Annotated in this window: 13 protein-coding genes; 4 read left to right on the top strand and 9 right to left on the bottom strand. The window is 61.3% G+C overall.

Features of this window, described 5'->3' with window-relative positions; translation table 11 throughout:
* Position 1 precedes the first annotated feature (1 nt).
* Genes AC5WNJ_RS06690 through AC5WNJ_RS06680 form a run of 3 tightly spaced genes read left to right on the top strand, consistent with a single transcriptional unit; the run spans position 2 to position 3859 of the window.
* Positions 2 to 946 carry an ABC transporter permease gene (locus tag AC5WNJ_RS06690; protein WP_495930777.1) on the top strand — a complete coding sequence of 315 codons (945 nt, stop codon included), beginning with the start codon at positions 2 to 4 and terminating at the stop codon, positions 944 to 946.
* 7 nt (positions 947 to 953) lie between these two features.
* On the top strand, positions 954 to 1853 hold the full coding sequence (locus AC5WNJ_RS06685; RefSeq protein WP_495930776.1) for an ABC transporter permease: 900 nt from the start codon (positions 954 to 956) through the stop codon (positions 1851 to 1853).
* Between the two features lie 23 nt (positions 1854 to 1876).
* Positions 1877 to 3859, top strand: a complete 1983-nt coding sequence (locus AC5WNJ_RS06680; protein ID WP_495930775.1) for an ABC transporter ATP-binding protein — start codon at positions 1877 to 1879, stop codon at positions 3857 to 3859.
* A 392-nt stretch (positions 3860 to 4251) separates the two neighbouring features.
* On the opposite strand, the gene AC5WNJ_RS06675 is transcribed toward AC5WNJ_RS06680, so the two are convergent.
* The 9 genes from AC5WNJ_RS06675 to AC5WNJ_RS06635 form a co-directional block, all read right to left on the bottom strand.
* A complete protein-coding gene (locus tag AC5WNJ_RS06675) occupies positions 4252 to 4599 on the bottom strand; it encodes a hypothetical protein (protein WP_253061867.1) in 348 nt (115 codons plus the stop codon).
* Positions 4600 to 4676: 77 nt separating this feature from the next.
* Positions 4677 to 5015, bottom strand: coding sequence for a hypothetical protein (locus tag AC5WNJ_RS06670; RefSeq protein ID WP_495930774.1), 339 nt, complete (start codon positions 5013 to 5015; stop codon positions 4677 to 4679).
* Positions 5016 to 5083: 68 nt separating this feature from the next.
* Positions 5084 to 5422, bottom strand: coding sequence for a hypothetical protein (locus AC5WNJ_RS06665; protein ID WP_495930773.1), 339 nt, complete (start codon positions 5420 to 5422; stop codon positions 5084 to 5086).
* A 66-nt stretch (positions 5423 to 5488) separates the two neighbouring features.
* Positions 5489 to 5833 (bottom strand): hypothetical protein, encoded by a 345-nt coding sequence (locus tag AC5WNJ_RS06660; protein ID WP_043334022.1) that lies wholly within the window; start codon positions 5831 to 5833, stop codon positions 5489 to 5491.
* Positions 5834 to 6668: 835 nt separating this feature from the next.
* Positions 6669 to 7763, bottom strand: a complete 1095-nt coding sequence (locus tag AC5WNJ_RS06655) for an ADP-ribosylglycohydrolase family protein (protein ID WP_495930772.1) — start codon at positions 7761 to 7763, stop codon at positions 6669 to 6671.
* 328 nt (positions 7764 to 8091) lie between these two features.
* Positions 8092 to 9132 carry an Ldh family oxidoreductase gene (locus AC5WNJ_RS06650; protein WP_495930771.1) on the bottom strand — a complete coding sequence of 347 codons (1041 nt, stop codon included), beginning with the start codon at positions 9130 to 9132 and terminating at the stop codon, positions 8092 to 8094.
* 31 nt (positions 9133 to 9163) lie between these two features.
* Positions 9164 to 10492, bottom strand: a complete 1329-nt coding sequence (locus AC5WNJ_RS06645; RefSeq protein WP_244995194.1) for a TRAP transporter large permease — start codon at positions 10490 to 10492, stop codon at positions 9164 to 9166.
* Complete coding sequence (locus tag AC5WNJ_RS06640) at positions 10489 to 11004, bottom strand: TRAP transporter small permease subunit (RefSeq protein ID WP_285461921.1); 516 nt, start codon at positions 11002 to 11004, stop codon at positions 10489 to 10491. Before AC5WNJ_RS06640 ends, AC5WNJ_RS06645 begins: the two co-directional genes overlap by 4 nt.
* Positions 11005 to 11085: 81 nt before the next feature.
* Positions 11086 to 12144 (bottom strand): type 2 periplasmic-binding domain-containing protein, encoded by a 1059-nt coding sequence (locus tag AC5WNJ_RS06635; protein WP_495930770.1) that lies wholly within the window; start codon positions 12142 to 12144, stop codon positions 11086 to 11088.
* Between the two features lie 328 nt (positions 12145 to 12472).
* Here AC5WNJ_RS06635 and AC5WNJ_RS06630 point away from each other — a divergent pair, with 328 nt between their 5' ends.
* Positions 12473 to 13081: a helix-turn-helix domain-containing protein gene (locus tag AC5WNJ_RS06630; protein WP_176676824.1), complete on the top strand. Its 609-nt coding sequence runs from the start codon at positions 12473 to 12475 to the stop codon at positions 13079 to 13081.
* Positions 13082 to 13168 lie beyond the last annotated feature (87 nt).

Here is a 13168-nt window from a genome sequence, read left to right as displayed (position 1 = left end):
GATGTGGGCAATGCTCTTGCAGCGCTGCCTGTATGGCGGCTTCACGCTGGTCTTTGTGGCCTGCGTAGTGTTCTGGGTGATCGAGATGCTGCCGGGCGACTTCTGCGTCAACTACCTGGGACGCAGCATGACCCCGATCAATCTCGCCCAATGCCGCGCCGAGCTTGGCTTGGACACACCGGTGACGACACGCTTTGTCAGCTGGTGGGGGCAGTTGCTGAGTGGTGATTTCGGCACCTCGCTGACCAGTCGCGCACCGGTCAGCGATACCTTGATGCCGCGTCTGGCCAACACCTTGCTGCTGGGCGGCATCGCGACCGTGATGGCCATTCCGCTGGCTATCCTGCTGGGGCTGATCGCGGCGCTCAAGCGCGACAGCTGGCTCGACTCCAGCCTCTCCAGCCTGGTGCTGGTTGCCATGACGGTGCCGGAATTCATCAGCGCCACCCTGCTGACCCTGGCCTTCGCCATCTGGCTGCCGTGGTTCCCTGCCATCACCGTGGCCGGTGCCAACGAGAGCCTGTGGAACCTGCTGCCCGGTGTCTGGCTGCCCGCCATCACGCTGGCGCTGGTGGCCATGGCACACATGATGCGCATGACCCGCTCCAACACCATCAGCGTGATGGACAGCGACTTCATGAACATGGCGCGTATCCGCCAGCTGCCGCGCTGGCGTCTGGTGATCCGCCATCTGGCGCCGGCCGCCCTGCTGCCGACCATCAGTCTGGCCGCCATGACCATCGCCTGGCTGCTGGGCGGCGTGGTGATCGTCGAACAGGTATTCAACTATCCGGGGCTGGGGCGCCTGATGATCTCGGCCATCAATGACCGCGACATGCCGGTGGTGCAGGCCTGCGCACTGGTGCTCTCCGTCACCTATGTGATGTGCAATCTGGTCGCCGACATGCTGGTCATCGTGCTCAATCCCAAACTCAAGACAGCCTGAGTCACTCATGAACGCTTCTTCCTCGACGACCGCACGCGGCCCGCGGCTGACCCTGGCCAGCCTGCCGGGTCAACACACCCTGGCGCTGCTGTGGGCCAACCGCCAGGGCCGGATTGGCCTGGTGCTGATCGGCCTGCACCTTCTGCTGGCCGTCGCTGGCCGCTGGCTGGCGCCCTATGACATCTCCGCGGGCGACAGTCTCGCCTCGCTGCTGCCCCCCAGTGCCGAACATTGGCTGGGCACCGACCAGCTCGGCCGCGATGTCCTCAGCCGCACCCTGGCCGGGGGCCGCGAGGCCATCTACACCTCGCTGCCGGCCGCCGTGCTGGCCGTGGTATGGGGCAGCGCCTGCGGCATGCTGCTGGCCATCATCGGTGGGCGGGTCGAGAACATTGCCATGCGTCTGGTGGACGCCCTGCTGTCGATTCCCTGGCTACTGTTCCTCTTGCTGGTCATCGGCGTGATGGGCCCCGGCCCACTGGTCTTCATCCTGACTCTGGGCATCTTCTATGGCGTGGCGGTGGTGCGCGTGATGGTCACTGCGTGCCGCGAAGTGCTGTGCCTTGACTATATACAGGCCGCACGGCTGCGCGGCGACAGCCTGATGCGTCTGCTGTGGCGCGAGATCAAACCCAACGTGCTCGACACCATCCTCGTCGAGCTGGCGATGCGCTGGTCCTGGGCATTGCTGGCCTTCAGCTCGCTGTCGTTTCTCGGCTTCGGCGTCTCCCCGCCGACCCCGGACTGGGGACTGATGGTCGCCGATGGCCGCGGCTTCATGTCGTTTGCGCCCTGGGCCGTGCTGCCGCCCATCGTGGCGCTGTCCAGCCTGATCATCGCCATCAATCTGGTCGCCGACACCCTGGCCAAGACACTGGGCATCGACCGTGCGGGGCGCCCCGAATGATTCCGAACTCCAAAGGTGACGCCATGACGGACAACACCGTGATCCGCGTTCGCGATCTCAACATCGGCTTTCATGATCGCCAGCAGACCTGGCGACCCGTGCTGCGCGGTATCGACCTGAGCCTGGGCCAGGGCGAGATTCTGGGTCTGGTGGGCGAGTCCGGCAGCGGCAAGAGCACCTTGGCCACGGCCATGCTGGGTCTGTTGCGTCGGGGCAGCCTGGTGCGCACCGGCGAGGTGAGTGTCGCCTTACCTGCGCCCGCCTCTGCCTCCACTTCTGCCACTGCCTCCACTTCTGCCACTGCCTCCACCTCTGCCATCGCCTCTACCTCTACCAGTCATGACCCTCTTCACGACGAGCACCGCCAGCTGAGTTTTCATCATCAACCGGGGCGCTGGCTGGGCGAACTCAGGCTCGGGCTGGTGTCCCAGCATGCCGAAAAGGCCATGACGCCCCATCTCACGCTCGGCAGCCTGCTGTGCGAGACGCTGCTGTCGCAGGGCGTGAAAGGCAAGACAGAACGCGAACAACAGGCCGTGGCATGGCTGCGACGCGTCCACCTCCCTCACCCCGAAGTGCTGATGCAGCGTTATCCACACCAGCTTTCCGGCGGACAGCAGCAACGCGCCAGTCTGGCGCTGGCCCTGGCGCAACGCCCACGAGTGCTGGTGATGGATGAGCCGACCACCGGACTGGATGCCAGCACCCAGAATGAGATTCTGGCGCTGTTGGCTTCGCTGCGCACTGAGCTGGGAATGAGCATCGTCTTCGTCAGCCATGATCTGGGCGCGGTATCTCACCTGTGTGACCGCGTCGCGGTGATGTACGCCGGTCAACTGGTGGAGGTCGCCGCGACTCGCGACTTCCTGAACGGCCCGCGCCACCCCTATGGTCACGCGCTGCTGGCCGCGACGCCGGGCAGTCAGTGCTATCGACCTGACGCCGCGCTGGAAGGCACGCCGCCCCTGGTGGGAAGCGCCATCAAGGGCTGTGCCTTTGCACCGCGCTGCCCGCGCGCAAGTGTAACGTGCCGTGACAGCGTGCCGAGCTGGCAAGGTCGCTACGCCTGTCATCATGCGCTGGAAGGTCACGCAATGGCGGCAAAGGCGAGCGGGAAAAGTGCGGAAAGACCCCAAAGTACGAAAAGTGACGCAGCAACCGATGAGCGGGCCGATCGCGTAAAGAACGACTCGCAGTCAGCCACGTCGCTGGACATCGCGCCGCTGCTGGCCGTGGAGTCGCTGAACCTGTGCTATCGCATGCCCGGCTGGCTGGCGCGCCTGCGCGGTGAAACGCCGGCACTCACCGTCAGCGATGTGGCATTCTCGCTCCAGCAAGGCGAGACGCTGGCCTTGATCGGCGAATCCGGCAGCGGCAAGACCTCGATCCTCAAGGCGCTGGCCGGCTTGCTCTCCCCCGTCTCCGGGCAGCTCAGTCTGCGTCAGGAGTCCTTGGCGGGATTGGTCGCCGAGCGGCGTCCGGTGCAGCGTCAGAAGATCCAGTACATATTCCAGCATGCCAGCACGGCACTGAATCCTCGTCTGACCGTGTTCGAATCTCTCGCACCGGTGCTTTCTCGCTGGTTCGATCTCAAGGGCGATGGCGCCCGCCAGCGTGCCCAGTCATTGTTGGAAGAGGTGCGCCTGCCCGCGCTCTATCTCGACCGTCTGCCCAGCCAGCTGTCGGGGGGCGAGCAGCAGCGCGTCGCCATCGCCCGAGCGCTGGCCGCCGAGCCCGACATCCTGCTGTGTGACGAGATCACATCAGCACTGGATGTCTCGGTTCAGGCCGCCATCATTCGCCTGCTGCAACGCCTCAAGCGTGAGCGCGGCCTGAGCCTGGTCTTCGTCACCCATGACCTGGGGCTGGTCAGTCATTTCGCGGACCGCGTACTGGTGCTGCGCAATGGCCGCACCGAGCATCTGGGAGATGTCGCAAGCCTCGCCACAGGGGACCTGCCGCCCTATGTGCAAACCCTGATGGAGGCCAAGCTGGTCGCGGCATGACCCGGCTTTCTGTCCCACCATTCTGTCCCGCCCTCCTGTCCCGGCTGCCTCTCCCTGCTGCCGCTCGCCGCTGCTGATTACCTTCATGCAACGAAAAAAGCCCGCCAATGGCGGGCAGGGAATGTCGGGACAGGACATTCAGGACAGGAAAGCGTTTGAGCAAGGGCTCTGCAGTTGACGACGAGTGCGCATTTCCACACTGGCTTCCACTCAGCCAAAACACTTGCTCAAGCGTTCTTCTCTCTCACGTATTCTTCTCTGGGACACTGACCATCATGACGCGACACGATGGTCAGTGGGTCCATTCAGCAACTGACAGGGGCAAGTCGATGGCATATCGGCATCCTTGGCTGTCTTGCAGAGTCGGAGGATGTTCATCCGCCGACGAGAGATCATGCGCTTTCGTTCAAGGCATGCTCGACGCGTGTGGCAGAGACACTCTTGCCGGCATCGTTGACGTAAACCGCCGAATCGCTCGCCAGTGCACGGGTAGTGCCCTGGATGCCGGCGTTGCTGATGGACTTCTGGACGCGGCTGGCAGCGACACTCATGCCGGTTTCCACGACATCATCGTGATGCAGTGCGGCTTGCTGAGTCACCGGCTGTGCCTGACCCATGATCACACGATCACTGAGGGTGGCACGGACACGGGCATCGGCTTCGCTGTCGTTGGCGGAGGCCACACCAGTGGCGGCAACGGACAATGCGGCAATGGCAAATAGAGACTTGAGGGATTGCATGGGGGTTCTCCTGTCGAAAAAGGTCATGTCAGTGCAGACACCTAGCCTGCAAGCGCCTGACGCAGACGTCGGGCGTCTCAGACGTTGACGTCGCTCACGGCGTGACGAACACGGGTGCCGGCAACGCTATCGCCGGAATCATTGGCGACATCGAATTCCTGCAGATGGATGGAGCGATCAAGGCCACGGATCTCGTCGTCACCGGATGCCACCTGGAAACGGCCAGCAGCGGTGCTCATGCCGGTTTCCGCAAAGGTCGCCTGGGCGGTCGGTGCCTGCTGGGCAGAGCCATGGATGACGCTGTCACTGACGTTGTGCTGGACGCGCTTGGCAGGCGGGCTATCGTCGGCGGCGAAGGACGCAGTGCTGACGGTGGCGAGTGCGGCAGCGGCGATCAGAGTCTTGAGAGTGTTCATGGTGTATCTCCTCGATAGAAGCAAAGCGATGATCAGACCCGGCAATCCAGGTCAGGCTTGACGATGGTTCAGACGTTGCTGTCGTTCAGGGCGTGCTGGACGCGAGTCGCTGCGACACTCTTGCCGGCATCGTTATCGAATGCCTGGCCGGCAGTGGCCACGGTGTGCGACTGACCGTGGATGCGATCGGCACTGATGGACTGCTGAATGCGACCTGCCGCGACGCTCATGCCGGTTTCCGCGAAGCTGGCTTGCTGGGTAGCGGCTGACTGAGCGGTGCCGACGACGACGTCCTGGCTGAGGGACTGCTGGACACGCTGTGCGGCCGGGCTGTCATCCGCGGCGAAGGTGGCGGTGCTGACGGTAGCGAGAGCGACGGCGGCGATCAGAGTCTTGATGGTTTTCATGATGAATCTCCTCGATGAACAAAGTGGTCAGTGGGCGTGAGTGCCCGGGCAAGACGGTTGAATAGTTCAGACGTTGCTGTCGCTCAGGGCATGCTGAACGCGGGTAGCAGCAACACTCTTGCCGGCGTCATTGTCGAAGGCCTGCTCGCGGCTGACGGTGGCAACACCCTTGCCTTCGATGGCGGACTGATTGAGGGCAGTCTCGACACGACCTGCGGCAACGCTCATGCCGGTATCGGCGAAGGTGGCCTGGGCAGTCGGTGCCTGCTGGGCAGTGCCGACGACGACGTCCTGGCTGACGGACTGCTGAACACGCTGTGCGGCCGGGCTGTCATCCGCTGCGAAGGAGGCAGTGCTCACGGTGGCAAGAGCGGCGGCGGCGATCAGAGTCTTGAGGTTCAGAGTTTTCATGATGATTTTCCTTTGCTTGTCCTGGGCGATGTTGCCCTTGTGATGTCGTGTGCAGTCTCGGCTGCACCCGTCTAACTTGTTAACAGACTAATGATTATTGCGCTATCACACTAGCCGTGTCGCTGGCAGCTCACTGTTTCCATCAAAGAACCAGATTGCGATGCCTTGTCATTGCCTCGGTACCCGTAAGTGATGAAGCCCCTCACCAAGCAAAACCCTTGCAAGCTTTTTGCATCACTTCTGTACAACTACGAAGGTGCATGTCGCCAGTGATCGAATGTCGATCAGTCACTCAGGTCTGCTCCGGTACCGCTGCCTGACACTTCAACTTTGGTCGCGATCATGAGGAAGGCATTCGTCAGCAGTATGTCTCTCTACCCTGCTGAAACCCTCACCGTTGTGCTTGTAGAGTCTTACGCTTGCGCCAACGGGTTGGATGCATGCCATCTTCAAAAAAGTGGAAGGCGTCTTGACAGGCGCCTGCCATCGACCCGATCCAGACTGCCGTTTCATGCAATGTGGAATGAGCGCATTGTGGACGAAACCCGCCACGCGAGATATCCCTCCACTGGAACAGCATTGATTCCAGCAGCGAACCAATACATCACTCACCTGGCCCGCTGGACAGATACTCGTCTACGACTTTGGTAATAAGCATAGGATTATCAACCGCTTACGAAACCCGTGGGCGCCCCCTCAAGTCACCTGCTTCAAGCGCTCCCTGCACCTCTGCGTTCCCCTTCATCGCGACGGGCGATGAAAATTGTTGTCCAGACACGAAAACGCGGAGCCATTGGAAGATGGCTCCGCGCTTTTCATGCTGCTGCATCGCGATTCAATAACCCGGGTATTTCTCCCAGACCCACCGTTCATCCTTGCCACCGCCGTTGGTGTAGAGCTCCCAGCGCGGACAATCGTGGAGATCCTGCCCGATCTCACCGATGACATCTCGCAGTTCAAGTGGGGCCAGCCAGTCACTCGGTATTACTTCTTCTCCCCATTGCGCCCCGAGCAGATTGCCCGTGATGGCGCCCGTAGAATCAGAATCCCCGTCGTGATTGACCGCCAGCTGAATCGCGGAGCGGAAATCCCGCGCCGTGAGTGCGCAATACACGGACATCGCCAGGGCCTCTTCCGCGATCCAGCCCAGCCCCAGCATCACGACAGCCACCTGCGGCGCAGTGCCGGACTCGGCAAGCTCGCGGGCTTGCTGTAGAGCCTGCATGGTCTCTGCGCAGCCCGGCTTGCGCTCGAGAATGCGCATGGCGTGCGCAAGTGCCTGTGCCATCGAATCCCCCGCCACCAGACATTGGATCATCACCGCCAGCACGCCGCCCGTCAGCTGGCCGGTCACATGCCCATGGGTCAGCGCGCAGACCTCTTCCCCGAGTGCGAAGCACATCTCATGGGAGGCTCCCATCACATGCGCGAACAAACCAATCGGCGCGACGCGCATCACGCCGCCACAGCCCTTGCTGTCATTCTGCGCAGTGTCACTGTAGCGACGCACCTGCTTTAACGCTGCCAGACATGTCATGCCCGGGGCGCGGCGCGAATGGAGCTCGCCTTGCTTGATCAGCCAGCCACTGTCCAGCCATTCCTGCTCGGTCTCCTGCCGCGAGCGTTCACCCTGGGTGTAAAGCCAGCGTTCATAGGCACTGTTGACCAGACTGCCTTGCGTCGTGATGCCTCTCAGACAGCCACGCACATGACTGCGCAACAGCCCCTCAGCGGTAAACAGCGTCATCTGCGTATCATCGGTAATCCGCCCCAGCCCACCGTAGGCCGGGGCATAGTCACGTATGCCATCACTTCCAAAACGTGCCTGGATCTCCTCGTGTGACAGGAATTCCACCGGCGCCCCTAAGGCGTCACCCACCGCACCACCCAACAGGCAACCACGAAACCGCGATGTCATCTCAAGCGTCATGTGCCTCTCCCCTGCGTGACCTTCAGGTGACGTCAGCCACCCTCACTACACCTTACGCTATCAGCATCTGCGCATTTGCTGAAAAGCAGGCTCAACCAGTGGTGCGCATAATCAGGCAGAACTGGATGAGCGCTCAGTATCAGCAGGCGTGAGGCAGACAGCACCGAAGACAACACCGATGGCAAGGCCGACAACGGATACCTTCATACAAGAACGGCCGCCCAATAGGCGGCCGTTCTGTTTTCTGCCGTCACGACGTCATGCCGTCGTGACTTCCTGCAGCAGGATTTTTTCAGCGATCACTTCGCTGCTCGGCCTGTTGGGATGTTCATGAGGCCAGCTTGAGAATATCGTCATACAAGGCTCTCGACAGCGTGACGCCCTGTTCTTGATGCTTCTGGCGAGCCTTGAAGCGACGCTCGGAGGAGAGCCTTGCGCCCTGCTGCTTCACGAGTTCGAACAGCCTTTCAGAGCGCAGCATGTTCTGCTGGGTGCTGCCACCCGTGAGGCGCGCGGGGTCGATCGCGATGATCAGCTCACCATGATACGGCAGGCTGCCCTTGCCTTGATCGTGTTCGCTGGACTCGATACTCAGCATGTCACCGATCAGCGGCCCTGCGATCAGCTCGATCATGATCGCCAGCGCAGAGCCCTTGTGATCCCCGAAGGGCAACATCGCCCCATGATCCAGCACTTCGGCAGGGTCCTGTGACGGCGTACCCTCTCGATCGACTCCCCAGCCCAGCGGGATCTCATCTCCCTGACGACGATGCAGCTCGATATCGCCACGTGCGATGGCGCTGGTCGCGAAGTCGAACACGTAAGGGTTGCCATCCCCGCGCGGCCAGCCGAAGGCAATGGGGTTGGTGCCCAGCAGGGGCTGGCTGCCTCCATAGGGTGCCATGTACGACTGGGTCGGGTTGCAGGCGATGGCAACCAGCCCTTCCCGCGTCAACCTCTCGATCTCGACCCACAATGCCGTGCCATGCACGCAATGATTGATGGCCAGAATGGCAATGCCGTTGGCTCGCGCCTTGCTGAGCAGTTCAGGTACGCCCTGCTGGAAGGCCAGCGACGAGAAGCCACCCTTGGCATCCACCTTGACGATGGAAGGCGCCGTATCCTCGACCACCGGCACGGCGTCCGGCACCACTCCGCCATTGTTCAGCGTCGCGACGAACCCCATCAGGCGATAGAGCCCATGGGAGCGACAACCGTCCATTTCCGCCGCCACCAGCGCATCACTCATGGCAGCGACGTGTGGCTCACTGAAGCCATGATGGCTCAACACCTTGTAACATAGCGCCTTGAGCGCTGCCCGATCGAGATTGACGTCCATTCCTGCCGCTTCCTTCATTGCATCGCTCATGAGAATTCGTTCCTTTCCAATAAGGTGTCCATCATTTCCATGACGGTCCGCTGATGGCATCAGGCAGCCACAGCGCCAGCCCCGGGAAGGCCAGGATCAGCGCCAACACCACCAGCTGCAGGAAGATGAAGGGCATCACCCCCTTGTACATGTGCTTCAGCGTCACTTCAGGAGGCGTGATGGCACGCAGATAGAAGATGGAGGGCGCCAACGGCGGTGTCAGATAACTCGTCTGCATCACGATCAGGAAGGCCACGCAGAACCAGATCTCATCGAACCCGAGCAGGCCGATGACCGGCATCGCCACAGGGATGACGATCAGGACCACCGAGATCATGTCGAGCACGAAACCGGCCAGGAAGGCGATCAGCAGGATGGCGCCAAGAATCAGCCACGGGCTCAAGCCGGTATCCAGCAGCAGCGACTGGACGGTGGCCATCCCGCCGGAGGCGAAGAAGACGCCCGCGAACATGTTGCCGCCCAGCACGATCAGCAGAATCATCGCGGTGATGTTGAGTGTGCGTATCGCCGCGTTCCACAGGATGGACAGCGTGAGATTGCGATACCCCAGTGCCAGCAATACGGAGCCGAGCGCCCCACAGGCTGCCGCTTCCGTCGGCGTGGCGATGCCCATCAGAATCGTGCCCAGCACCACCAGAATCAGACTCATGGTCGGCAGCAGCGCACTCAGGGTAATGGTGAGCAGCTTGCCCCACCCCGGATGCTGCTCATCTTCCTTGAGTCGCGGCGCAAGGGCTGGCTTCAGCGCACAGACCACGACGATATAGAGGAGGAACAGCAGCGCCATCAGCAGGCCCGGGATCAGCAGACCACTGAACAGTGATCCGACTGAGACACCCGCGACAGGCCCGAGAATGACCACGGTAATGGAAGGCGGAATCGCCGTGCCCAATGAGCCACTGGCACAGATAGTGCCGGAGATCAGCGACTTGTCATATTGGTGCTTGAGCATGACAGGCACCGCCAGCATGCCGATCACGGCCTCGGTGGCCCCGACGACACCACTGGCAGCGGCGAAGATGGTGCCCATGATGACCGCGCCGACGCCCAGTCCGCCGGGCATCCGGCGTGTCCACAGATGGATGGCCCCGAACAGTCGCTCGGCAATGCCGGAATTCTCGAGCATCGCGCCCATGAAGATGAACAGGGGCACGGCAGCCAGAATGGAGTTGGACGCCGTGTCCTCGATCTTGGTCAGCAGTTGATAGGCCGCGGCATCCCCGAACTGGGCAACACCAAAGACGGTAGCGACGACGATCATCGAGAAGGCGATCGGGAAACCGAGCACGATCAGCGCGATGAGCGCAGGGAACATGATAAGGGCAATGAAGTCGCTCATGAGGACACCTCCGCGCCATGATCATGGCCCAGCAGTGTGCTCCAGAGTTTCAATATCTCCGCGATCACCTGCAGCGTCAGATAGACAAAGCCCAACCACCACACGCCGAAGACCGGCCAGATCACCGGATTCCAGGCAGAACGTCCGGAGCGCTCATTGCTGGAGAACGCCTCGAGCGCATAGAACCAAAGCTCCCAGACAAGCCACATCAATACCGGCAGCAATACCGCATAACAGGCCAAATGAACTCCCGCCTTGAGACGCGGTGCAAAATTCTGGCTCAACACATCCACACTGACGTGCTGGCCGACACGCAGGGCATTGGCCATGCCAAGCATGAAGATGGCACCCATCACCATGTAGCTGACTTCATACGCCCACAAGGTGGGCCTTCCCAGCACATAACGACTAAAGACTTCATAGACCAACGCAAGCACCAGCGGCAGTATCAAGACTGCCCCCAGATACCCGGCCCAGCGGGTCTGGCGCTCAATGACAGCGACGATTTTCATGGCAACTCACCAAGCTGACGACAAGGAAAGAGCCCGGGCGATACAGGTATCGCCCGGGCCAGGGACATCATTCAGGAGGACTCAGCGCCCCATTTCCCCGATCGGCAAACGGTAGTCCTGCCAGGTCGTCATGTTCTGCTTGAAGGTACGTTGCGACTCGAGCACACGTGCGAACCACTCGTTCTCGCCCGCCTTCTCGTCTTCCCAGGCGCGCGTCTCGTCGTAGATGGCATCGATGAAGGATTGGTCCAGCTGCACGATTTCGTTGGGGCCTTCCTCCAGCTCCTTGAAGGCCTTGAGATCGGCAAAGGAGCTATCCAGCCAGGACTCGAACACGCTCAGCTTGCCCGCGAGGCGCAACTGGCTCTGCTGGGCTTCGCTCAGGCCGTCCCAGGCCTCGACATTCACTTCACACTCAAGAATGCCGCCCGACTGATGGATGCCGGGCAAGATGACGTACTGCGCCACATTCTGGAAACCGGTCGGCTTGTTAAGCTCAGGACTTCCCCACTCCGCCGCATCGATCACCCCCCGGTCCAGCGCCGTATAGATGTCACTGCCGGCCATCACCACGGTGGAGGCACCCAGCCGCGAGGCGATCTCCGCCCAGGCACCGGAGGTTCTCAGGCGCAGGCCCTGGAAGTCTTCAAGCGTCTGCACCTTCTTGCTCGAGTGCAGGAATATCTCGGTGCCCAGAGTCGAGCACGGGAAGGCCACGACGCCGAATACCTCGCGACGGAAGGCTTCATAGAGCTCGACGCCGCCGCCCTCGTACATCCACAGCATGAATTCTTCCGGCGTCAGGCCGCTGGAGTGCCCGGCCAGCAGCGCTGCCGTCGGGTCAGTTCCGTAGTCATAGTTGATGTAGTTATGGCTGATCTGTGCGACACCGGACTTCACGGTATTGGTGACACGCAGCGCGCCGCCCAAGGTGCCGCCGGGGAACACCTGGATGCTCACATCACCATTGGTCAATTCGTTTGCATAGTCCGCGAAGGTTTTGGCATCCCGTTCAAGCCAGGGCCCACCGCCCCACGGTGTCGCCATCTTCCACTCGATGTCCGCCGCCTGAGTCGTGGCAGTCGCCAACAGGCTGGCAGCGATACCCATGCCGAGGAGCTGTTTCTTGAAGTTGTACATTATTGTTTTCCCGTAATTATTTTAATTAGCGCGCAATGCCATGCGCACCTGCAGGCGAATGCCTGATGCAGGCTGAGGACGGATACACACCCAGTGGGCGGCCACTGTCGATTGCGCATTCGCCTTCACAATTGCATATATGCAATATTGGGTCAAATATGGATATCAGGCTCGACATTTTTCTCATGGGAGCCCTAAATGGACGCCATCATGGCGTTCATGCCTCTCCCTGCCGCAGCATGACCTGAAAGCTCGTGCTCTTGCGCTACATCGGCATAAGCAGCGACAGACGCCACCCCAGCAGATGAACACGATGGAGCACGCTGACATGACACCCCACCAGGAAACGCCGATCGCCCTGAAGCACCGAGAACGCAAGGCAGGCGCCATTGGTGACAATCTAAAGGCACTACGCAAGGAGAAGGGGCTGACCATCGCGGCCGTGGCCAGCGCGTCAGGTATCTCGGCGGCCAGCGTGTCGAGAATCGAGAATGGACGCATCTCACCGACCTTCGAGGCGATCGTGAACCTCGCCAAAGGCCTGAAGGTGGATGTCAGCGAGCTGTTCTATCACACGGAGGACACGTCATTTCGGGGTTGGCTCGCCTTGACGCGAGCGCAGGAGGGAGACGTCATCGAGACGCCCAACTACCGCTATCGACCGCTTTGCAACAATGTGGCGTCCAAGGAATACATGGTATTGGAAACCACCGTGCTCAATCGCAGTCTCGAGGAGTTCGGCGGCCTGCAAAAACATTCCGGCCAGGAACAGATCATCGTGACCAGCGGCGAGGTGACGGTCTGGACCGAACTCTACGACCCCATCCTGCTCAGGGTCGGTGACAGCCTGGCCTTCGACAGCACCCTCGGACACGCCATCACCTACAACGGAGACACCCCGGCGACCATGACCTGGGTTTGCAGCGCCTACGCCTGAGAATGCTGCCCGAGCCTGACCTGCGTCGGCAGCCTCGCCATGTCATAACGTGGACGACGAGCACAAGAAAGGGCCTCACTGGAGGCC

It is taken from the genome of Cobetia sp. PDI-23MA, assembly GCF_059507735.1.
Note: the sequence above shows the minus strand (reverse complement) of the source record. Positions and strands in the feature narration are given on the sequence as shown.